Here is a 20,366-nt window from a genome sequence, read left to right on the forward strand (position 1 = left end):
TCGGGGGCATCGATTCTGCACGTGGGGAGCACCGTTCGTCCCGGCATCGCGGCCGCATCGGCGCTGCCTCCCGACCGGCTCGACGGCTGGAAGGCGATTGCCGCCTATCTCAATCGCGACCGCACGACCGTGATCCGCTGGGCCCGCGAGCGCGAACTGCCGGTACACCGCCTGCCGGGCGGCAAGACCGCGACGGTGTTCGCACTGCGTCAAGAGCTCGATCGCTGGGCCGGCGTCCCGCAGAGCGCCGCCGCAGTCCGCGCCGACCCGCCCGCCAAGCCGCCGGCCGCACACCCCATCACCGCGAACACGCCCGTGCATCCGCGCTGGCTCGCACTCGTCGCCCTGGCCGGGCTGGTGATCGCGGTCCCGGCGCTGACCGCGCTGCGCGGCGCGTCCTCCGCACACGAGATCGCGGCGCCCGCCCTGCCCGCAGACCCCGCCGTCGCCAACCGGTTCCTGGCCGCGCGCGACCTGATCGCCGAGCGCCGGGCCGCCGGCCTCGAGCGCGCCATCGCGCTCCTGCAGCGCGTCGTGGCCGAGGCGCCCGGCTATGCCCTGGGCCATGCCAGCCTTGCCGAAGCCCTGCTGCTTTCGCGCGAGTTCGGGAAACGCCGCGATGGCGACGCCTTCCGGCAGGCGCGCGCCGAAGCGGGCGCCGCGATCCGCCTCGAGCCCGCCCTGGCCGAAGGTCACCGGATGCTGGGCTTCATCGCCTATTGGGCCGACCACGATTTCGTGCAGGCCGACGCCCGGTTCCGCCGCTCGCTCGCGCTCGATCCCGGCGATGCGCTTGCGCATTTCTGGTACGGCAACGTCCTCTCGGACCGCGGCTACCATGGCTCCGCGCTACGCCACCTCGACCAGGCACGCCTGATGCTGCCGGGATCGGTGGCGATCCGCACCGACCTCGCTTGGGCGCGCTGGGCCGCCGGGCAGGACGACGCCGCCCGCGCCGCGCTCGCCGGTATCGCGCGCGAGCACCCCGAGTTCGCGGTGGTGCACGACTGCCTCGCCGTCATCGCCCTCGCCGACGGTGACCACGCCGGATACGCGCGTCAATTCCGCCGTTTCGCGGCGCTGAGGGAGGACGCGGACCTCATCGCCAGCGCCCGCAAGCTCGATGCCGCCATGCGCCTCGGCACGGCCGCCACGCGCCGCGAGATCATGCGGCAGGCGCTGGTCCAGGTCCGCGAGCCTGCCGGCAGCCACGCCTGGCCCGCGCTGGTCGCCTCGGCCGCGCGGGACCGTGAGCGGCTGTACGCCATCCTCACCCTCGCCGACCGGCGGGGCGAGCAGTGGGGCGACGCGGGCATTGTCCTGCACATCGCCCGCGCCTGGAAGGCGGACCCGGAAATCCCCGCGCTGCTGGCCCGCCGCGAACCTTCGCGGCCCCTCGCGATGGCGCTCAAGAATGAAATTCGATCGCAATAGACCGCGCACGCGGGCCGCGATGACCCCGGCCACCCGCGCCCCATTCGGAAGGGAACGACCATGATGCTCGCCTGGATCGGCTTCTGCATCGTCATGACGGCAGCGATATCGTTCTATCTCGCCGCGCCCAACCAGGCGGTTCCGGCGGCGGACCTGCCGCGTGTGGCGGCGGGGTGGATCGGGTGGACCGCGCTTGGCCTCGGCATCGCGGCGCTGCTCGGCTGGACGGGCTCGGCGCCCGCCATGTCCGACCTGCTGATGTTCGCCATGCTGGCGTGGAGCGTGGTCCCGCTGCTCGCCGCATGGCTACGTCATGACCGGGAGGCCGGGCGCTGAGGCGGGCCGGCTAGGGATGCGCTGCGGCGGCGGCCTCCACCGCGCAGGCCTGCGCGGGCGGTGCGCGTCGTCCGCCGGCGACTTCCGCTCTCGCCGCTTCGACATCGGCGCGGAATGCGGGCACGGCATGGAGACGGGCGACCGTGGCCGAGGCCATCAACCGGCCCGCATCGACGTCGCTGGCCCAGTGGACGTTGCACACCAGCCGACTGTCGCCGAAGTCGCGGCCGCGCCGGAGGATCGCATCGGCATGGTCCGGCAGGACCTCCGCCAGCACCAGCGCCCAGCCCCAGCCGATCGCGCTGTGGCCCGAGGGATAGGACCCGTCGCTGCGGAGCGCGGCCTCGTCGGGGGGATAGCACGAGCTGTCCCCGTGCGCGACGAAGGGCCTGACCCGCTGGTAGTGCGTCTTCGCCCTGTAGGTGGACAGGCCGATGTCGATCATCGTCCTGCCGAGCAGCCGGTAGAGCACCGGCGTCGTCTTCGGGTCGGGCGAGACGCCGGAGGCGCAGGCGAAGGTCTGGAACGCATGGGCCGGCTTGAGGTCGGCGTCGCTGGCGGCGTGGACGAAGCGCGGGCTTCCGGGCGCGCGCGCCATCGCCTTGCTCGCTTCCTCGTCCCGCGCGAAAGCCTCGGTCTTCGGTCCGGGCGGCGGGGGCAGCAGCGCGAGGCTGTCGGGCAGCTGCGCCAGTTCGAGATAGCCTTTCGGCATTCCCGCCGGAAGCCTGGGGAAGCCGGCGGGCACCTGTCCCGCCGCCTCGGACGCGGCGGGTTTCGGATCGTCCGCGCCCTGGGCCGCCGCGGTGGCAATCACCGCGACGGCTCCCAGAGCCGCCACCACCAGAGGATAGCGGCCGCGCATGGTCAGCTCGCGCCCGCGCTGGCGTCTGCCATCTTCGCGATCGCATCGTCGATCGTGAAGCTGTTCGGCTTCTGCACCGGCGGGAATTCCTTGAAGGTCTCGGCGAACTTCGCGGCCGCCAGCTGGGCAAGGAAGATGAAGTAGGCGTTGTGCAGGAAGAAATCGTAGTAGGTATTCGAGGTTATATCCGCGAATTCATAGGGATCGGTGCGCAGGTTGAAGAGTTTGGGCATGCGCAGGCGGGTGAACGGCTCCGCCCATACCTGCATGGTCCCCTTGCACCGCTGCTCCATGAACACGATCTTCCAGTTGTCGAAGCGCAGGGCGAGGATGTCGCCGTCGTCGCTGATGTAGAAGAACAGCTCGCGCGGGCTTTTCTCCTCCTTCCCGGTGATGTGACCGAGCAGGCTGACCCCGTCGATGTGGTTCTTGTAGGTCCGGCCATTGGCCTCGTAGCCCTGCTTGAGCTTGTCGACGACGTCCGGCGCGCCGGCCATTTCGAGGAACGTGGGCAGCCAGTCATGATGCTGGATGATGCCGTTCGAGACCGAGCCCGGCTTGATCTGTCCCGGCCAGCGGATCACCTGGGGGATGCGGAAGGCGCCTTCCCAGTTGGTGTTCTTCTCGCTGCGGAACGGCGTCATCCCCCCGTCCGGCCAGGAGTTGCGGTGCGGCCCGTTGTCGGTCGAGTACATCACGAAGGTGTCATCCGCGATGCCCAGCTCGTCCAGCAGGTCGAGGATCTGGCCGACGTTGCGATCGTGGTCGATCATGGTGTCGTGATAATCGGACTGCCAGCGCCCCGCCTGTCCCCTGTTCTCCGGCTTGGGGTGGGTGAACAGGTGCATGTGCGTGAAGTTCAGCCATACGAAGAAGGGCTGGCCCTCGCCGTTCCTGCGCTTGATGAAGTCGCTGGCCGCCTCGGCGAATTCATCGTCGCAGGTCTCCATGCGCTTCTTGGTCAGCGGGCCTGTATCCGTCACCTTCTGCTTGCCGACGCGCCCCCAGCGTTCCTCTTCGGTCGGGTCGTCCTCGTCGCTGGCCCAGCTGTGGATCACGCCGCGCGGCCCGAACGTCGCCGCGAACCGGGGGTCCTTGGGATAGTCGTCCATTTCCGGCTCTTCCTCGGCATTGAGGTGATAGAGGTTGCCGAAGAACTCGTCGAAGCCGTGGTTGGTGGGCAGCATGTGGTTGAGGTCGCCGAGGTGGTTCTTGCCGAACTGCCCGGTCGCATAGCCCTGCTCCTTGAGCAGCGCCGCGATGGTCGTGGTCTTGTCGTTCATGCCGATCGGTGCCGCCGGGATGCCGACCTTGGAGAGCCCGGTGCGCAGCACGCTCTGTCCGGTGATGAACGAGGAGCGCCCGGCGGTGCAGCTCTGCTCGCCGTAGCTGTCGGTGAACATCATGCCCTCGTTGGCGATGCGGTCGATGTTGGGCGTCTGGTAACCCATCAGCCCCTTCGTGTAGCAGCTGAGGTTGCTGATCCCGATGTCGTCCCCCCAGATGACCAGGATGTTCGGCTTTCCATTCGGCATGGCTTGATGTCCTTCTGCTCAAAATGCCGGGCGACTGTCAGAGACGGGAGTGATTCCGGCCATTGGGGTTTCCCCCTAGCATTCGGTCTGAAACCCCCCGATCGGACGCCCCTTCAGACGGGCACGGACGCAAGGCGCCACCGGGCTGAGGGATTCGCGAAAGGAAGGACGCAACCCGACCGGTTCGGGGTGCTCAGCCCGAAGGGGGCCGGATTGCGCCAGTTTGCCGGCAGCGGGCGATGTCATAACCGCTGTCGACGGGGGGTTCGAGCGCCGGCCGCCACGCGCAAGACGCGCCGGTCGGCAATCATCGATGCCGTCAGGATGGGCCTTTCGCCGCGCGAATGGTATCGGGTATAGTACCGAGCTCCACTCCCTCTAAGGCATTACCCCGAAACGATATTTCGCGTCATCGCGCTCACTTGGCGCGCAGTCCGTCGACGTCTATCGGCGAAAGCGCCTTCAGCTCTCCCAGCCCGGCCGCACTCTTTTTGGCCCAGCTCGCGAACAGCTGCTCGAACTCGGAACCGTTGGTGACGCTGTTGCGCACGTAGGGCTGGACGTCGTCGAGCGCGCGCCTGTCCACCGCCCGGCCCAGGATCGCGCCGGTCTGCGAATCGCGCGCCTCGAGCACGAGCGTCGCGCTGCCGGCGTCCTTCGAGAACGTCCACGTCCGCCCCGCCGACATGGTGTCGGGAGCCGTCACGTCGAGATCGACGACACCGGTCGCGAGCCGTAGCACGCCGGGGCCGGCCTGTTCGACGACCTGGTAGCCCGCCTTCTGGTAGGCCTCGACGAACAGCTTCTGGAAGCCCGCCTTGGCCGCGTCGAGAATGCGCTGCGCGTCCTCGTTCGAGATCCTGCCGGTGGCCGACAGGGAGCCGTGATCGCGCTGCCAGTTCTTGCGGAAGGCGATCTGGGCGGGATCGAGCATGACCTTGGTGTAAACCCTGAAGTCCGCGCCCGGCTGGAGGTAGACCGTGCTCACCTTCTTGGACGGGACATGCAGCAGGCCGTCCCAGGTGTCCGGCGCCTTGGCCGAAAAGGCGGGGGTGGCCGCCATCAGCAGCAGCGGAAGGGCGATGGCTCTGGAAAGCTGTCTGGCGCGCATGTCCGGGTCTCCTCTCGAGGTGATGCAGGGTGAAGGAGCTAGGCCCGGGCGCGGGCGGCTGACCATCGGGCACACCCCTGCTTTTTCGGGAATAATCCGCAGGTCCACCCGGTAGCGCGGATAGCCGGAGCCGAATCCGGGGGTAATTCCCGATTCAGCCAAGGTCCCTCCTGCCGCAGTCTGACCGCTGCAACAGCGAAGCGGGAGCGATCCATGAACGAACGCAGATCCAGGCGTCGCCTATCGACCGCCATGGCCCTGGCGGCGGCCGGCGGCGCGGCCCTGGCGGGACAGTCGGCGAATGCGGCAGAGGGTGGCAGCACCGTCTACCTGCTGGGATCGGGAGGCCCCGCCGCAGCGGTGCTGCCCCCCGTCGAAGGGCTGTTCATCGACAACACCTATTACTATTACGACGGCGACATCGCCGCGGATCGCAGCCTGGTGGTCGGCGGCAACGTCGTGCTCGGCCTCGATGCGACGATCGTCGCGCAGTTCACCACCGCGCTGTGGGTGCCTTCGACCGACTTCCTGGGCGGCACGGTGGCGGTGGGCCTGGCCCTGCCCGTCGGCGCGCCGATGGTCAAAGCCTCGGCCGTGCTGAACGGTCCGGGCGGGCAGGTGCTGGAGGTGTCCCGCCGCGACAGCACCCTGACGGTGGGCGACCCGCTCGCCACCGCCGAACTCGGCTGGACCTGGGACACGCTGCACGTCACCGCCAGCACCCTCGTCAACATTCCGGTCGGGCACTACCGCGAGGACCAGCTCGCCAATCTATCGTTCCACCGCTGGGCCGCGGACGCCTCGCTCGCGGCGAGCCTGCACGACACCAAGTCGGGCTGGGACTTCAGCGCGAAGGCGGGCGTGACCTTCAACGGCACCAACCATTACACCGACTACGACAGCGGCAACGACTTCCACCTCGAGGCGGCGATCGAGAAGACCTTCTCGCCCAAGTTCTCGGCCGGCGTGCAGGGGTACTACTACAACCAGATCAGCGGCGACGGCGGACCCGGCGCGGTGCTCGGCCCCAACGAGGGCGAGGTCGCGGGCGTCGGCGTCACGGCCGCCTACAACACCGTCCTCGGCCGCAGCCCGGCGACCTTCCGGGTCCGCGCCTTCAAGGAATTCGACGCCACGCGCCGGCTGGAAGGGAGCGCCGTCATGGTCAGCCTTTCGCTGCCGCTGAAGATGAACCTGCCGCCCCGCGCGGCCCAATAGCGTCCGCGCGGCAGAGAGCGGGCGCGCCCATGCGCCGCCCGCGGGAGAAGATCGATGTCCAAGGTCGCGCGCATCACTCCGGTCCGTCTTTGTGCGGTGCTGCCCCTTACCGCCCTGGGCCTGTCGGCGCCGGCGCTGGCGCAGAACCAGGTGGCCGAGATGGCGACCGGCTCGGTCACCGCCTCGACCGCCCGCGCCGCCGCCGGGGAAGACCCCGAAACGCGCAAGACGATGAAGCCCGACCTGCTGGTCGTGCCGATCCCGCTGACCAACCCGACGCTGGGCGCGGGGCTGATGGGCGCGGCGGTGCTGTTCTACAATCCCAACGGCAGCGACTCGCCCTGGGTCACCGGAGCCGGCGGGCTCTACACCAGCAACAAGAGCTGGGGCGGCGCCGCTTTCCACAGCATGTCGCTCGCCGACGACCGGTTCAAGGTGCTGGTGTTCGGCGGCTATGCCAACATCAACATCAACTTCTACGGCATCGGCGGACAGGCCGGCGACCGCGACGTCTCGATCAAGCTGGTCGACAAGGGCATCATGGCGCTGACCCAGGCGCAGTACCGCGTGGCGCCCAAGCTCTACGTCGGCGCGCGCTACCAGCTGATGGACCTCAACACCGAGATCCGGCGCGAGAACCCGCTGTTCCCCGACGCCGAACTGCCGCTGCCCGACTTCAAGAGCACGATTTCCGGGATTGGCCCCTCGATCACCTACGACAGCCGCGACAACCAGTTCGCGCCCCGCACCGGCGCCGACGTCACGCTGGTCGGCACGTTCAACATCAAGGGCCTCGGCAGCGATTTTGCGTACGACAAGTGGCAGTTCGCCGCGAACGGCTATTTCCCGGTGACCTCGACGGGCACGCTGGCGGTCCACGGCGGGATGTGCGCGGTGTCGAAGGGCGGACCGTTCTACGACTTGTGCATGTACGGCCAGGCGGGCGACCTGCGCGGCTACGAGATGGGCCGCTACCGCGACCGCGCCTCGTGGGCGGCGCAGCTGGAATGGCGCCAGAAGCTCGACGAGAAGTTCGGCGCCGTCTGGTTCGCGGGCATCGGCGGCATCGCCAAAAGCCTGGGCGAGCTGGACCACACGACGATGCTGCCCAGCGGCGGCATGGGCCTGCGCTACAAGGCCTCGAAGGAAACCGGCATCAACCTGCGGCTGGACCTGGCGATCGGCAAGGATTCGCAGGCGATCTACTTCGGCATCGGCGAGGTGTTCTGAAGGTGCGCATCGCCCCGGCGGGCCCGTCACACCCCGCGTGGAGGGATTCCGCCGCCATGCTCCGGGGTTTTCCCGATGATAATGCTCCCGCGAAACCGGGATGATCCAGGCCACGTCGAACGGGAGCCCCCCATGGAAATCGTCAAGCACCTGCTGCCCATCCTCCTGACGGTCAGCCTTGCGCTGCTCGTCGTCGCGGCGGGGATCGCCTCGTCGCGGGGGGATTTCGCCTCCGTCATCGGCCGCCCCTCGCTGCTGGGCCGCGCCTTCCTGGCCATCGTGGTCATCCCGGTGATCGCCGCGGTCGCCATCATGGCGCTGTTTCCGATCTCCCACGCCGCCAAGGCCGGGATCTTCCTGATGGCGATCTCCCCCGTGCCTCCGCTGATGCCGGGCAAGGCGCTGAAGTTCGGCGGCAGCGCCGGGTACGTCTACGGGCTGCAGGGCGCCGCGGCGATCATGGCGTTGCTGACGGTGCCGGCACTGGGAGCGCTGGGCGCCCGGCTCTACGATGTCGACGCCCAGTTTCCGGTGGGCGTCGTGGCGCGCAACATCTTCGTCGGGCTGGTGGTGCCGCTGGCGATCGGCCTCGTCATCGGGCGCTGGCTGTTTCCCCGCGTGACGCCGGCCGTTCCGCGCGCGATCATCCTGGTCGCCAACGTGCTGCTGGTGACGGCCTTCGTCCCGCTGCTGATCGGCGCAGCCCCGCAGATGGGCAGGCTGATCGGCGACGGGACGATGATCGCGATGGCCATCGTCGTGCTCATCGCGCTGGCCGGCGGCCATCTGCTCGGCGGCCCGAGCGCGATCGACAGGCCGACGCTCGCCATCTGTGCATCGCTGCGCCACCCCGGCATCGCCCTCGCCCTTGCCGGTGCCAACCACGCGGCGAAGCCGGTGACGGCGGCGGTGCTGCTGTTCATGCTGGTGGGGATGGCGGTGCTGACGGTCTACCAGGTCGCCATGCTCAGGAGTGAGCGGCCGGCCTGACCACGCACCGGAATCCGACGTGCGACGTGGAGGTATCGACCGGATGGGCGTGGCGCGCCGCCGGGCGGTAGCGCCGGCAGTAGCTGGGCGCGCACAGGTGCGAGCCGCCCTTGAGCACGCGGCGGGGAATCGCGGTGGGATCGCCGGGGTCCACGCTGCGCGCCCTGCCCCCGTCGCCGGGCCTGGTCCCGCCGCAGCAGCTGCCGCCGGACTTCGCGCCGCCCGGCAGCGACCACCAGTCGGCGGTCCATTCCCAGACGTTGCCGATCATGTCGACGAGGCCGTAGCCGTTGGCCGGATAGCTTCCCACGGGCGAGGTCCGCAGCCAGCCGTCGCCCAGCGTATTGGCGTAAGGGAAATGGCCTTGCCAGACGTTGGCGTGATGGACGCCGCCGGGCTCCAGTTCGTCGCCCCAGGCAAACTCCGTGCCCTCGGTGCCCCCGCGCGCTGCGAACTCCCACTCCGCCTCGGTGGGGAGCGAGGCCCCCGACCAGGCGAGGTAGGCCTCGACGTCCACCAGCGCGACGTGGACGACGGGGTGGTCGGCAATGTCCTCGATGCCGCTGCCGGGTCCGGTGGGATGGCGCCAGTCGGCCCTGGCCCGGTAGTCCCACCACTGGGTCGCCGGTCCCCTGGGATCGACCGGGCGGGACGGTTGCTGGAACACCAGCGAGGCGGGCACCAGCATCTCGGGCAGCGCGCCGGGATAATCGCGCGGGTCGGGTGCGATCTCGGCCAGCGTGCGGTGTCCGGTGGCCGCGACGAAGCGGGCGAACTCGGCATTGGTGACCGGGGTCCGGTCGATCCAGAAACCGGGAACCTGGACGGTGCGCTCGGGGCGCTCCTCGGGATAGTGGTGGTTGGAGCCCATGGTGAAACGGCCGCCCGGTATCCATTCCATGGTCCGGGTTTCGGCCTGCCGGGGCAGCGTCGCCATCGTCATCGCAGGAACGCCACGTTGAAGAGGATGCCCGCACCGGCACCGATGCCGACGATGACCAGCAGCACCGCCACGATCAGCGTCAGCGACACCGGGAAGCGGGTTTCGGCATGGACAAGCCCGTCCTCGGCCATCAGCTTGCGCAGGCCGCGCAGCTCGGTGACGAACTGCAGGTGCCGCGCGATCCCGCCGACCAGCAGCACCACGCCCAGCACGATCAGCGCCAGGCCGAAGTTGCGCGGAGCCTGGCTGTGAAGGATCACGCCGGCCTGGTGCAGCTTCTCGAACGCCTGGTAGATCGTGAAGCCGAAGCCGATCAGAGAGAGCGCAGTCCGCATCTCCGACATCAGCGTCCGGTCCGCACTCATCCGCGTGCGGTGGATGGACATCCCCGTCCGCCGCATCGACATCTCGGTCCGGTGGTCGGAAAGATCGGTGCGGAATTCGGAAAGGTCGGTCCGGTGTTCGGACAGGCCCGTGCGCAAGCGCGAGAGCTTGCTGCGGAATTGCGACAACCGGACCGATGCGTCGTCCGACTGTTCGCTCTCCACCTCCGGAATTTCGGGAATGCGGGGAAGCGTGATCCGCTCGGGCCGCCTGGGCCGGGCGGGCTGCTGGGCAGTGCCGGTCATCCTACCGCTGCTCCCGCGTCACTTCGCCGCCTTGGGCGGAGGCGGCGGGAAGTTCGCGAGCACCGCGCTGACCGCGACGTCGATCTTCTCCTGGCTCACGCTGTCGCCGGAAACCTCCTGCGTTGCGGTGCCGTGCCACACCGGCGACTTCGACTTCGTGTCGTAGATATCGACCGTCAGCGTTCCGTCGGTCACGTTGCGGACGTCCACCTGGTTGTAGCCCCCGCCCCAGCCGCCCCAGCCGCCCCACGGCCGATAGTAAGGCCCGTAGCCGCCGAGCTGCGTCACCTCCACCCGGTCGCGCGCGCCGAGCGTGAAGCCGATCGCGAAATCGCCGGGCTCCGCGGGCGTGTACCCGCGCGAGGCGAGGTAGGTGTTCACGGAAGCCTTGACCTTCTGGACCAGCAGCGGATTGGCGCCCGCCGGAGCCGCGTTGTACGCCCAGCTGTAAGTCTTGTAGCTGCCGAACGCGGCCTGCGGATCGGAGTCGTAGTTGACCTTCGGCGTCGTCGTGCACGAGGTCAGGAGAAGGGCACAGGCCAGTGTCGCCGCACGCAGGATCATGAGGGTTGCTCCCAGCTGGAATGAACCGACTATCGAACCAGCGGCGCGCGGCATCTATCAGGGTTGTCCCTAGGCCGGCTGGAGGACTCCCCCGATAGCCAGCGCGCCCGCAGTCCCCAAGATGACGGCATGAGCCAGACGGAAACCAGCGGGCGCTCCGGCGCCATCTCCGACACCCTTGCGGCGATCGTCCTGTCGATCTCGGCCCTCCTCACCTCCTGGGCGAGCTTCCAGGCCGCCCTGTGGGACGGCGAGCAGGCCGCCGCCTACACGCAGGCCGGCGCGACCCGCGTCAAGGCCAGCCTGCTCGCCACGGAAAGCGGCCAGCAGCAGGGGCTCGACCAGTTCATGTTCGCCCAGTGGCTCGACGCCTACACGTCCGGCAACCGGCCGCTGCAGGACTTCTACCACGACCGCTTCCGCCCGGAATTCCGGCAGGCGTTCGACGATTGGGCCGCGCTGGAGCCGATGCACAATCCGCAGGCCCCGCATTCGCCGTTCCTGATGAGCGAATACACCCCCCGCCTTTCGCGCGAGGCCGCCGCGCTCGACACGCGCGCCGACGCCCAGTTCGAGGAGGGCCAGCAGTACAACGCGACGAGCGACGCCTATGTCGCGGCGACCGTGGTGCTGGCCCTCGGCCTGTTCCTCGGCGGCATCGGCCAGACCTTCGATCGCAAGCGCCTTGCCATGGCGCTGACGCTGCTGGGAGCGGCCGCCTGCATCTTCGGACTGGTCCGGCTCGCGGCGCTGCCGACGATGTCGCTGTGACCCGGCCGGGACGCACATGCGCGAACTCAAGGCATTTACCCAGGGACCAAGGGGTTTCCCCTTATTTCGTCCCGCCTGCCCAGGTCGGATGTTCCGGGGTGGACATAGAGGAGAGACTCCATGCAGGCCCGTAGGTCCCGGTTACTTCCCGCAGCAGCAGCCCTCACGATCGCGCTTTTCGCGCAGCATGCCGGCGCACAACAGACCACCACGCCGCCTGCCGCTCCGGCCCGGCCCGCCCCGCCCGCCAAGCCGGCGCCGCTCGATCCCGTCGCGATCGAGGCGCTCAAGGGCATGGGCAACTACCTCAAGTCCCTGAAGACGTTCGAGCTGCGCTCCAAGGCGGTCGCCGAGACCGGGGTGGGCGACATGGACCTGCAGGTGCACCTGGGATACGAGGCGCTCTACAAGGTGCAGCGGCCGACCGGCTTCTACGTCGAGCTGAAGTCCGACCGGACCGTCCGCGAATACTTCTACGACGGCAAGAGCTTCACGGTGAACGTGCCGCGCCAGAACTTCTACTCGACGGTCTCGGCGCCGCCGACGATCCGCGACATGGTGGACAAGGCCTACGAGGACTACGGCATCGACCTGCCCCTCGCGGACCTGTTCTACTGGGCCGAGCAGCCGACCACCGACGGCATCACGACCGCGATCCGCATCGGCTATGCCAAGATCAACGGGCAGGAGGCGGACCAGTTCGCCTTCCAGGGCCCCGATCTCGACTGGCAGCTGTGGATCGCGCGCGGCGCGGCGCCGCTGCCGCTCAAGATCGTCATCACCGACCGCGTCGACAGCATGCACCCGTCGTATTCGGCCGAGCTGACGTGGAACACCGCGCCGACGCTCAAGGCGTCCGACTTCAAGTTCACGCCGGACGCCAAGGCATCGTCGATCCAGATGTCCAAAATCGCCGGGGAGCAATGAGATGCGACATGCGAGCAGATTGACCGTCCTGATCGGCGCCGGCGCGCTGAGCCTCGGCAGCGTCCTTGCCACTCCGGCGGAGGCCCAGCGCCGCTTCGGCGGCGGGGGCATGCACATGGGCGGCGGCGCGGGCGGACTGCGCCCCCATGCGCCGACCAACTTCCACGGCCCCGGCAGCGGCGGCGGCGGCATCGCCAATCCCAGGATCCCGGCCGAGCACCCGAGCGGCGGCGGTGGTGGTGGTCAGCATCCCGGTCCGGGCCCGGGGCCGGGACCGGGACCAAACCCGGGGCCCGGACCTGGCCCGGGACCACATCCTGGCCCTGGCCCTGGACCCGGCCCTGGACCCGGACCCGGACCTCATCCCGGACCGCCCCCTCCCCCGCCGCCGCCCCCTCCTCCGGGCTGGGGCTATGGCTGGGGATGGGATGACGACCCGTTCTGGGATGCCGCGGCGGTCGGGATCGTGGCCGGGACGACGGCGGCGGTGGTCGCCAGCGCGGCCACGCCCAGCACGGTCATCATCAACACGACCAGCGTCGGCTCCGTGGTGACCACCCTCCCCTCGAACTGCCCGAGGGTGGTGCGCGGATCGGTCACCTACTTCAACTGCAACCAGATCTGGTACCTGCCGCAGTATCAGTCGTCCGGCGTGACCTACGTGATCGTCAATCCGCCGGGCTGAGCCGTCCCTCGCTGTCCCCTGCAGCGAGGCCGGTCACCGGGGTGGTCCTGACAGGCCGCCCCGGTGACATTTCGTCATCGGTGCGGGCATCGACCGGTAATATTCACCGCACCGGGGACAATTCGCGAGGATTTCGAATTTTTTAGAGACGGCTTCTTGCCATCGCGGCTCCCGGAGGGGAAACTGCGGAGCCGAGGGGAGATCGGCGGCCTGTCGATACCTAAAGCTGGTCCTGCCGCACCAACTGCACCGGACTACAGGTATTGCAGGGACTTAGGGGGGCATATCATCGGTGAGAATGGGGCGGGCATGTACCCTCGGCGACTTTCACGTCCGCCGCGCCTGCGGCACTGTCCTGCCGGCGCAGCAGTAATGCCGCGACGTGCTCTTTCGTTCAATGAATTCTAGGGAAATTCCTGATTGAACGAAGCTGTGTCACGGCGATGATGATACTTCCTGATCTGGCTACTGGACCTGATAACGACAAGGAGAATTGGTTCAAATGCGCCCTGCTGTTAGCAGAATCCTCATTGCCGACGATCACCAGGCCATGCGCCAGGGGGTACGCAGCCTGCTGGAATCGCACCCTGCCTACCAGGTGATCGCCGAGGCCGGCGACGGGCGCGAGGCACTCGAACTTGCACGCGAGGGCAAGCCGGATATCGCCATCCTCGACTATTCGCTGCCCTTGATGAACGGCCTCGAACTCACCCGCTCGATCAAGCACGACCTGCCCCGCACCGAAGTGCTCATCTACACCATGCACGACCGCGAGAGCATCCTGATCGATGTCCTGCGCGCCGGTGCGCGCGGCTATGTCCTGAAGTCCGACAGCGGTGCGCACCTGATCGCGGCGGTGGACGCGCTGGCCCGGCACAAGCCCTATTTCTCGGGCGCGATTTCCGAGACCCTGCTCGAGCATTTCATCGAAAGCGACCACAATTCGGACAAGAGCGTGATGCTGACCGCGCGCGAGCGCGAGATCGTGCAGCTCATCGCCGAGGGCAAGCTGAACAAGCAGATCGCACACATGCTCAACATCAGCGTGAAGACCGTGGAAACGCACCGCGCCGCCGCGATGCACAAGCTCAAGCTCAGGTCGACCGCCGAGCTCGTCCTTTATGCGGTTCGGAACAATATCGTTGAGCCTTGACGGCCGCCGCTGCCGGATCGCCCGCGCGGCGCTGTGGGAAATAGGCGCTGATATGGGTGCCCTTGAGGCGGCGCTCCACGCAGAAGATCCCGCCTAGCGCCTCGACCCGCGCGCGCATCCCCGAAAGCCCCACGCCGACCGCTTCCTGCATGCGCCCCTCGGCGATCTCGCGCGGGATGCCGACGCCGTCATCCTCGATCTCGAGCACAAGATGCTTGGCGACGGTCCGCAGCCTGACGTTCACTTCGGTGGCGCAGGCGTGCTTGCTGACGTTCACCAGCGCCTCCTGGGCAACGCGGTACAGCGCCATGTCGAGGCTTTCCGACCGCCGGAGCCGGCCGGCGAAATTGTCGAACCTGACCGTGAGGCCGGTGCGCCTGCCGAATCCGGTGAGGAACGTGGACAAGGCCTGGACGATGCCCTGGCTCGTCAGCTCCGGGGGATGCAGGACGTAGCTCATCGTGCGCATCTGGTGCTGCGCGGCGCTGAGCACCAATTCGATGTCGAGACACTTGGACTCGACCTCTTCGAGCGTCCTGGCGCCCCGCATCGCCTCGAGCGTCAGCTGCGCCAGGGCGACCTGCTGAGAGGTTCCGTCGTGGAGTTCGCGCGCGATGCGGCGCCGCTCCTCGTCCTGCGCCTGCAGGATCTTGACCTGCTGCGACCGCCTGGAAATCCGCTCCCGCTCGGTGTCCTTCGATGCGGATACCAGCACCAGCGTCATATCGTCGCGGCACCCGAACTTCACCGCGTTCAGGCTCAAGGCCGATGGATCGGGCGAAACGGCCCGATAGGTGCGGTCGATCGAAATCGCCTCGCCCTCGACGACCATGCGGATCTGACGGCATGCCTCGCGGAAATTCTCGCCGTCCAGCGGCAGGAGGCCCAGGTACTCTTCCAGCAGCAGGCCGACGTCCTGCGCTTCGCCGCCACGGCCTGCCGACGCGAGCGACAGGTTGGAGACGGTCACCCGTCCGCCGGCATCAAGAACGAACAACCCGACCGGCAAGGCGCGAACCAGATCGCACACGGCATCCAGCGGCGCACTTCTTCGGCCGGCAATCGTAGAGCTGGTGATCCCTACGACGATCGAAGCCCCATCGATCACCCTGTTGGCCATCGCCTATCCCCGCAAATCAAGAGCCATCGGCCCTCGCAGCATTAATCGCCGACATTCCTGCATCCATCGCGAACGCCGCGATCATTTACAAGTCGGCGTGGAATTATGAAATATTTCTATATATTTACGACGCCGAGCCCAGCTTACAGAAACGGCATACTTATTACAACAATTGATTTAAACTATGTCAAATTTAGTTAACAAAACATACGAATTATCATGACGGATTAACGACGAATACTCGCCGCATAGCTCGTGGTAATGGTGCGCCGCAGTATTCGCCCCGATCGACGCTGCCTGAAACTTGGCAGATCACCCCAGTTCACAGGACCGAGCAGTCACCAGGCTCGTGCCGCAGCACGGCGAAGTAAAGCTTCGACGCCTGCCCGTCGTGCCACAGGCCACGGCAAGCTGGGGCAGTGTCCATACCAGACATCCATCGCGTTAGGTAGGCACTATTACCATCGGCTATAGTACCATCAGTAAATATCCCGTCGGTAACGACCCTGATCACTCATCGATTCGACCTGCTCGTCGCCCAGGGCGGCGCGAAGCACCGCATCGACCGCGGGCGCCATCCCCTCGATGCTGCCGCACACATAGATGGCGGCGCCCCTTTGCACCCAGTCCCGCAGATCCTCGGCCGCCGCCGCGAGCGCATCCTGGACGTAACGGCCGCACCCGCTGTCCCGCGACCATGTGCGATCGAGCCGGTTCAGCGTGCCACGCGCCTGCAAAGCCTGGAGTTCTTCGTCATGGAACGCATCCAGCGCGGCGCTGCGTTCGCCGAACAGGAGCCAGCTGGGCCCCGCTCCCGTCTGCGCGCGCCCGCGAAGATGCGCGAGCAGCCCCGCAAGGCCGGTGCCGTTGCCGATCAGGATCATGGGGCCCGCCTGTTCGGGCGGCCGGAAATTGGCATTGGCCCGCAGCCGCATGGCAATCTCGCCGCCGAGCGGCGCATGTTCGGTCAGCCAGCCCGAACCCAGCCCGAGCCCGCCGCGCTCGTCCCTCACCTGCCGGACCAGCAGATGAATGCGGCCATCGCCGGGGATCGAAGCGATCGAGTATTCCCGGTGCGGCAGCGGCCGCAGCGAGCGGACGAGATCCTCGAGATCGTCCGGAAGGCCCTGTGCCGGGTCCGGGAGAATCGCTCCCCCGAGATGCTCCGCGAGGGTGCGCCCCTCGACCTCGATGGCGCCGTCCAGACCGGCCTCGGCAAGCCACGCCGCCATGCCCGCCCGATCGCGGCGCGGCGCGACTTCGGCGATGTCGCCGGGTTCGCACGCGCGGTCGGTATCGCCGATCGGTTCGAGCGCTACGTGGAACGCCGGACCGCCCAGGCTGCCCGGATTGAGATGGCGACGCTCGGCAAGACGCCAGCGGCCGTAGGCCTGCGGCTCCCAGTCCGGCATGTCGCTGCGCGCACCGATGGAGACGATCTGCTGCTGCCACTGGCGCTGGGCGTCGGCGTCCTCGCCGTCCATCTCGATCATGTCGAAGATGCGCCTGGCGCCCCCGGCGTGGAGCCACCGGTCCACCTCATGCCCGAAGGCGCAGAAATCGGGGTATTCCCGGTCGCCGAGCGCGAGGACGGCATAGTCGAGATGCTCCAGCCGCGCGGGCGCGGCCATGGTGCGATGGGCGAACCCTCGCGCGCTGTCGGGCGCTTCTCCTTCGCCATAAGTGCTGACGACGAAGAGCGCGCGACTGGCGCCCGCCAGAACTTCCGGCGACAGCGCCGATATCGGCACCACCGGCGCGCCCGCGAAAGCGCTCGACGTCAGCCGGGCGAGCCGAATTGCGCCGCCGGTCTGGCTGGCATGAACGATCACGGTGCCGGAGGAATCGCCCGAATAGGTCGCGACCGGCAAGTCGAGCCCCTGCAGGGCCCGCTTCTTCCGCCGTCTCGCAAGGTACAACAGGAACCCGGTGACGGTGAACAGCGGCATGGTGAGGCTGGTGAGCAGCAGCGCGATCCGCCCGGCCGCCCCGAAGAAGGCGCCGCGGTGGATCTCCAGCATGCTCGTCGTGATCGTCCTGCCCCAGGTGCGCCGGGCATAGAGATCGGTCTTTTCGACCACGCCGGTCGCGGCGTCGATGCGGTACTCGTCGGTCATGCGATCGTGACGGGCACCGGGCGCGAGCGCGCGGAACGAGACGGGCTTGTCGCCGGCCGGGATGGTGATCCGCACGTTCTCGAATCGGCCGCCGCTGGCCTGGAGGAAACTGCGCCATGCCGGTGCGAGCAGCGGCGGCGCCCCGTCCGCGCCCGGCTTCGCGTCCTCCCGCTTTTCCTCGCGCGAGCCTTCGCCGGTGAGGGCGTGGAGCACACCCTGGCGATACCAGTCGTACGACCACCACAGCCCCGTGAGGGCACTCAGGAGGTAGAACGCCAGCACCCATCCCCCGATGACGGCGTGGAGCGCGTAATAGAGGTTCCGGCCGGACCTGCGCAGGTCCAGCACCAGCCACGCGCGCCAGTCGAGCGGCCTGCGCGGCCAGCGCAGATAGAGCCCCGAAAGCGCGAAATAGACGAGGGCGATCGCCGAAAAGCCCGTGATCTGCCGGCCGATGCCATTGCCGCCGCCGGGCAGGGCCAGCCAGCGGTGCAGCGTCGTGACGAAGCGGAAGACGCCCTGGCCCGTCGCCTGTCCGAGCAGCCGCCCGCTATGGGGATCGACGTAGCTGCTCTCGCCCCTGCCCTTGGTGCCGGCGGGTGGCGCGAACGACACGCTGTGCGCGCGGTCGGGCCGGGTCTGCAGGGTGAGGCCGGTGACCGCCAGACCGCCGCGCTGCGCCGAGGCGCGGGCGATGATCGCATCCGGGCCCAGCCGCGGCGCGGACGAGGGCGCGATCGTGACCACGCCCGGGCTGAGCGCCGCCATGATCTCGTCCTCATAGCTGAGCATCGCTCCGCTGACGCCCATCACCGCCAGGACGAGCCCTGCCGTGATGCCGAGGAACCAGTGGACCTGGAAAAGTATCTGCCGTGTCATCAATACGTCTCTGAGTGGCGCGGCCCGCGCCCGCGCGCCCCTCCCTTACGCATTTGCAAATCAATATCAACAAGACGCCGCACCCACGGTGGCCAGCAACGCTTTGAAATACGGGCCACTCCGCCGGCCCCCGCCTCGGGATCAGCCTGCGGCTTCCCTCAGCGCGGCGATGGCCGTGCGGGCCTCGTGTTCGTTGAGGCTGGCGAAGCCGATGCGCAGGCCCCTCGGCGCGTCGTCGCGCGTCATGAAGGAGCGCGAGGAGGCGAAGCGCAGGCCCATGGCGGCGGCGCGCGATTCCATCTGGTCGATGTCGGTGTGGAACCGAAGCCAGAAGGCCAGTCCGCCGTCCGGGACCCGGTATTCCGCGAGATCGCCGAAGGCCTCGTCGATCTCGGCGGCGAAGGTGTCGCGGCGGCGGGCGTAGATCTGCCAGACCTTGCGCGCGTGGCGGCGCAGTTCACCGCTCTCGATCAGTTCGCCGGCGGCGTCCTCGGTGAGCGTGTTGCCCATTCCGTCGGTCAGCGAAACCATGTGCGCGACCGCGGCTATGGTCCTGGGCGGGGCGGCGATGTAGCCGATGCGCAGCGCCGGCAGCAGCAGCTTGGACAGCGAGCCGACGTAGATGACGTGGGCGGGCCCATAGCCGGCCATCGGCAGCAGCGGCTGCGATTCGAAGTGGAACTCGTGGTCGTAGTCGTCCTCGATGATCGCGAAGCCGAACTGCCGGGCAAGGTCGAGAAGGCGCAGGCGGCGCTCGGGGCGGAGCGCGACGGTGGTGGGAAACTGGTGATGCGGCGTGACGAACACGGCCCGCACGGCATTGCGGCGACAGGCCATCTCGACCGCCTCGATGTCGATGCCGTCCTCGTCGAGGCCGACCGGGATGACTTTCGCGCCCAGGGCGCGGAACGCGGCGACCGCCGGTTCGTAGGTCAGGGCCTCGACGATGATCGCGTGGCCCGGCTGGATCAGCGCCTGGGTGGCGAGGAAGATGCCGTTCTGGCTCCCGCGCGTGATGCAGATGTTCTCGGCGGTGACCGGGAGGCCGCGCTGGGTCTTGAGCATCGTCGCGATGCTTTCGCGCAGGGCGGGCGAGCCGCGCGGGTCGCGGTACTGGAAGCCGTTTTCGCGGGAGGCCCGGTACGTGGCGGAGCGATAGGCGCGGGCCAGCAGTTCGGGCGGGAACAGGCGGCCATCCGGCGCGCCCTCGTCGAGCTTGAGGCCCGCCCCGGAGGGTAGCGCCAGCGGCCGCTCGGGGGGCTCGATCACGCGGTAGTCGGCAAGCACGTTGCTCATCGTCACTTCCGCGTCGCTGCGGTCGACGGAGCCGGGCGCGGGGAGCGAGGTGGACACCATCGTCCCGCGCGTGCCCGCCGAGGCGAGCCACCCCTGGGCAATGAGGTCCTCGTAGGCGAGCACCACGGTCTTGCGGTTGACGCCCAGCGTCGCGGCCAGTTCGCGGCTGCTGGGAAGGTAGGTGCCCGAGGTCAGGCGGCCGCGCTCGATGTCCCGGATCAGCGCCTGGATGATCTGCATGTAGATGGGAACGTTGCGCCGGGGATCGATGCGCTCACCCAGACTGACTTGCCATGGACGCAACATTGGACCGCCCCCTGCCCTTTCCGGAATTGGTTCGTGGGGTCCAGCCCTACCAGACCCCACCCTTGCCGCAATGCCGTTGGATGCGGAAATTTTGTATCTGCCGCCGCCTGAGGACAGATACCGGCGGCGCGCGGGGGTTTGTGAACGCATTCAGGCGCGGCTGGCCGCGAGCGCAAGGGCCCGGCAGGCATGGTATGGACGATGCGAAAGAACCTGGGCGACAGTAGCAGCCCAGGGGGATGTAGGAAAATCGCACCGGG

18 protein-coding genes are annotated in these 20,366 nt (G+C 68.2%); 9 read left to right on the plus strand and 9 right to left on the minus strand.

The features are described from left to right. Nucleotides 1-21 precede the first annotated feature (21 nt). Nucleotides 22-1,434, plus strand: coding sequence for a tetratricopeptide repeat protein (locus tag AC07M9_RS09810; protein ID WP_494883356.1), 1,413 nt, complete (start codon nt 22-24; stop codon nt 1,432-1,434). A gap of 60 nt (nt 1,435-1,494) precedes the next feature. Further along, complete coding sequence (locus tag AC07M9_RS09815; RefSeq protein WP_494883357.1) at nt 1,495-1,770, plus strand: hypothetical protein; 276 nt, start codon at nt 1,495-1,497, stop codon at nt 1,768-1,770. 10 nt (nt 1,771-1,780) lie between these two features. Here AC07M9_RS09815 and AC07M9_RS09820 read toward each other — a convergent pair whose 3' ends face one another. From AC07M9_RS09820 to AC07M9_RS09830, 3 genes are all read right to left on the minus strand, one after another. Further along, a complete protein-coding gene (locus AC07M9_RS09820; RefSeq protein WP_494883358.1) occupies nt 1,781-2,632 on the minus strand; it encodes an acid phosphatase in 852 nt (283 codons plus the stop codon). Between the two features lie 2 nt (nt 2,633-2,634). Beyond that, nucleotides 2,635-4,167 carry an arylsulfatase gene (locus AC07M9_RS09825; protein WP_494883359.1) on the minus strand — a complete coding sequence of 511 codons (1,533 nt, stop codon included), beginning with the start codon at nt 4,165-4,167 and terminating at the stop codon, nt 2,635-2,637. Nucleotides 4,168-4,585: 418 nt separating this feature from the next. Further along, nucleotides 4,586-5,278, minus strand: a complete 693-nt coding sequence (locus tag AC07M9_RS09830; RefSeq protein ID WP_494883361.1) for a DUF3313 family protein — start codon at nt 5,276-5,278, stop codon at nt 4,586-4,588. A 213-nt stretch (nt 5,279-5,491) separates the two neighbouring features. Here AC07M9_RS09830 and AC07M9_RS09835 point away from each other — a divergent pair, with 213 nt between their 5' ends. From AC07M9_RS09835 to AC07M9_RS09845, 3 genes are all read left to right on the plus strand, one after another. Beyond that, nucleotides 5,492-6,496, plus strand: a complete 1,005-nt coding sequence (locus tag AC07M9_RS09835; protein ID WP_494883363.1) for a SphA family protein — start codon at nt 5,492-5,494, stop codon at nt 6,494-6,496. Between the two features lie 54 nt (nt 6,497-6,550). Next, complete coding sequence (locus AC07M9_RS09840) at nt 6,551-7,726, plus strand: BamA/TamA family outer membrane protein (protein WP_494883365.1); 1,176 nt, start codon at nt 6,551-6,553, stop codon at nt 7,724-7,726. A gap of 132 nt (nt 7,727-7,858) precedes the next feature. Beyond that, nucleotides 7,859-8,716, plus strand: a complete 858-nt coding sequence (locus tag AC07M9_RS09845; RefSeq protein WP_494883367.1) for a Na+-dependent transporter — start codon at nt 7,859-7,861, stop codon at nt 8,714-8,716. Here the strand turns inward: AC07M9_RS09845 and AC07M9_RS09850 are convergent. The 3 genes from AC07M9_RS09850 to AC07M9_RS09860 are packed head-to-tail and all read right to left on the minus strand — an operon-like array spanning nt 8,694 to nt 10,852. Beyond that, nucleotides 8,694-9,617 carry a formylglycine-generating enzyme family protein gene (locus tag AC07M9_RS09850; protein ID WP_494883915.1) on the minus strand — a complete coding sequence of 308 codons (924 nt, stop codon included), beginning with the start codon at nt 9,615-9,617 and terminating at the stop codon, nt 8,694-8,696. The two genes, AC07M9_RS09845 and AC07M9_RS09850, sit on opposite strands and share 23 nt — an antisense overlap. Before the next feature lie 38 nt (nt 9,618-9,655). Continuing rightward, a complete protein-coding gene (locus AC07M9_RS09855) occupies nt 9,656-10,288 on the minus strand; it encodes a YidH family protein (RefSeq protein ID WP_494883369.1) in 633 nt (210 codons plus the stop codon). Nucleotides 10,289-10,306: 18 nt separating this feature from the next. Next, the gene (locus AC07M9_RS09860; RefSeq protein ID WP_494883371.1) at nt 10,307-10,852 is read right to left on the minus strand and encodes a DUF4136 domain-containing protein; all 546 of its coding nucleotides are present in this window, start codon (nt 10,850-10,852) and stop codon (nt 10,307-10,309) included. Nucleotides 10,853-10,981: 129 nt separating this feature from the next. Here AC07M9_RS09860 and AC07M9_RS09865 point away from each other — a divergent pair, with 129 nt between their 5' ends. The 4 genes from AC07M9_RS09865 to AC07M9_RS09880 all read left to right on the plus strand — a co-directional run bounded on the left by AC07M9_RS09865 (nt 10,982) and on the right by AC07M9_RS09880 (nt 14,388). Beyond that, nucleotides 10,982-11,623: a hypothetical protein gene (locus AC07M9_RS09865; protein WP_494883372.1), complete on the plus strand. Its 642-nt coding sequence runs from the start codon at nt 10,982-10,984 to the stop codon at nt 11,621-11,623. Nucleotides 11,624-11,743: 120 nt separating this feature from the next. Next, nucleotides 11,744-12,550: a DUF2092 domain-containing protein gene (locus tag AC07M9_RS09870; RefSeq protein ID WP_494883373.1), complete on the plus strand. Its 807-nt coding sequence runs from the start codon at nt 11,744-11,746 to the stop codon at nt 12,548-12,550. A 19-nt stretch (nt 12,551-12,569) separates the two neighbouring features. Then, nucleotides 12,570-13,235 (plus strand): hypothetical protein, encoded by a 666-nt coding sequence (locus AC07M9_RS09875; RefSeq protein ID WP_494883375.1) that lies wholly within the window; start codon nt 12,570-12,572, stop codon nt 13,233-13,235. A 502-nt stretch (nt 13,236-13,737) separates the two neighbouring features. Continuing rightward, a complete protein-coding gene (locus AC07M9_RS09880) occupies nt 13,738-14,388 on the plus strand; it encodes a response regulator (protein WP_494883377.1) in 651 nt (216 codons plus the stop codon). On the opposite strand, the gene AC07M9_RS09885 is transcribed toward AC07M9_RS09880, so the two are convergent. From AC07M9_RS09885 to pdxR, 3 genes are all read right to left on the minus strand, one after another. Next, nucleotides 14,330-15,508, minus strand: a complete 1,179-nt coding sequence (locus AC07M9_RS09885) for a sensor histidine kinase (RefSeq protein ID WP_494883378.1) — start codon at nt 15,506-15,508, stop codon at nt 14,330-14,332. The genes AC07M9_RS09880 and AC07M9_RS09885 overlap by 59 nt on opposite strands. 479 nt (nt 15,509-15,987) lie before the next feature. Beyond that, nucleotides 15,988-18,504, minus strand: a complete 2,517-nt coding sequence (locus AC07M9_RS09890) for a PepSY domain-containing protein (RefSeq protein ID WP_494883380.1) — start codon at nt 18,502-18,504, stop codon at nt 15,988-15,990. A gap of 141 nt (nt 18,505-18,645) precedes the next feature. Continuing rightward, on the minus strand, nt 18,646-20,106 hold the full coding sequence (gene pdxR / locus AC07M9_RS09895) for a MocR-like pyridoxine biosynthesis transcription factor PdxR (protein WP_494883382.1): 1,461 nt from the start codon (nt 20,104-20,106) through the stop codon (nt 18,646-18,648). Nucleotides 20,107-20,366: the final 260 nt, after the last annotated feature.

The organism is Novosphingobium sp. GW821-FHT09E05, assembly GCF_059416165.1.

Coding starts and splice junctions, on each gene's coding strand:
- AC07M9_RS09815 (WP_494883357.1), top strand. CDS start 1,495: ATGATGCTCGCCTGGATCGGCTTCTGCATCGTCATGACGGCAGCGATA.
- AC07M9_RS09820 (WP_494883358.1), bottom strand. CDS start 2,632: ATGCGCGGCCGCTATCCTCTGGTGGTGGCGGCTCTGGGAGCCGTCGCG.
- AC07M9_RS09825 (WP_494883359.1), bottom strand. CDS start 4,167: ATGCCGAATGGAAAGCCGAACATCCTGGTCATCTGGGGGGACGACATC.
- AC07M9_RS09830 (WP_494883361.1), bottom strand. CDS start 5,278: ATGCGCGCCAGACAGCTTTCCAGAGCCATCGCCCTTCCGCTGCTGCTG.
- AC07M9_RS09835 (WP_494883363.1), top strand. CDS start 5,492: ATGAACGAACGCAGATCCAGGCGTCGCCTATCGACCGCCATGGCCCTG.
- AC07M9_RS09840 (WP_494883365.1), top strand. CDS start 6,551: ATGTCCAAGGTCGCGCGCATCACTCCGGTCCGTCTTTGTGCGGTGCTG.
- AC07M9_RS09845 (WP_494883367.1), top strand. CDS start 7,859: ATGGAAATCGTCAAGCACCTGCTGCCCATCCTCCTGACGGTCAGCCTT.
- AC07M9_RS09850 (WP_494883915.1), bottom strand. CDS start 9,617: ATGGAATGGATACCGGGCGGCCGTTTCACCATGGGCTCCAACCACCAC.
- AC07M9_RS09855 (WP_494883369.1), bottom strand. CDS start 10,288: ATGACCGGCACTGCCCAGCAGCCCGCCCGGCCCAGGCGGCCCGAGCGG.
- AC07M9_RS09860 (WP_494883371.1), bottom strand. CDS start 10,852: ATGATCCTGCGTGCGGCGACACTGGCCTGTGCCCTTCTCCTGACCTCG.
- AC07M9_RS09865 (WP_494883372.1), top strand. CDS start 10,982: ATGAGCCAGACGGAAACCAGCGGGCGCTCCGGCGCCATCTCCGACACC.
- AC07M9_RS09870 (WP_494883373.1), top strand. CDS start 11,744: ATGCAGGCCCGTAGGTCCCGGTTACTTCCCGCAGCAGCAGCCCTCACG.
- AC07M9_RS09880 (WP_494883377.1), top strand. CDS start 13,738: ATGCGCCCTGCTGTTAGCAGAATCCTCATTGCCGACGATCACCAGGCC.
- AC07M9_RS09885 (WP_494883378.1), bottom strand. CDS start 15,508: ATGGCCAACAGGGTGATCGATGGGGCTTCGATCGTCGTAGGGATCACC.
- AC07M9_RS09890 (WP_494883380.1), bottom strand. CDS start 18,504: ATGACACGGCAGATACTTTTCCAGGTCCACTGGTTCCTCGGCATCACG.
- pdxR (WP_494883382.1), bottom strand. CDS start 20,106: ATGTTGCGTCCATGGCAAGTCAGTCTGGGTGAGCGCATCGATCCCCGG.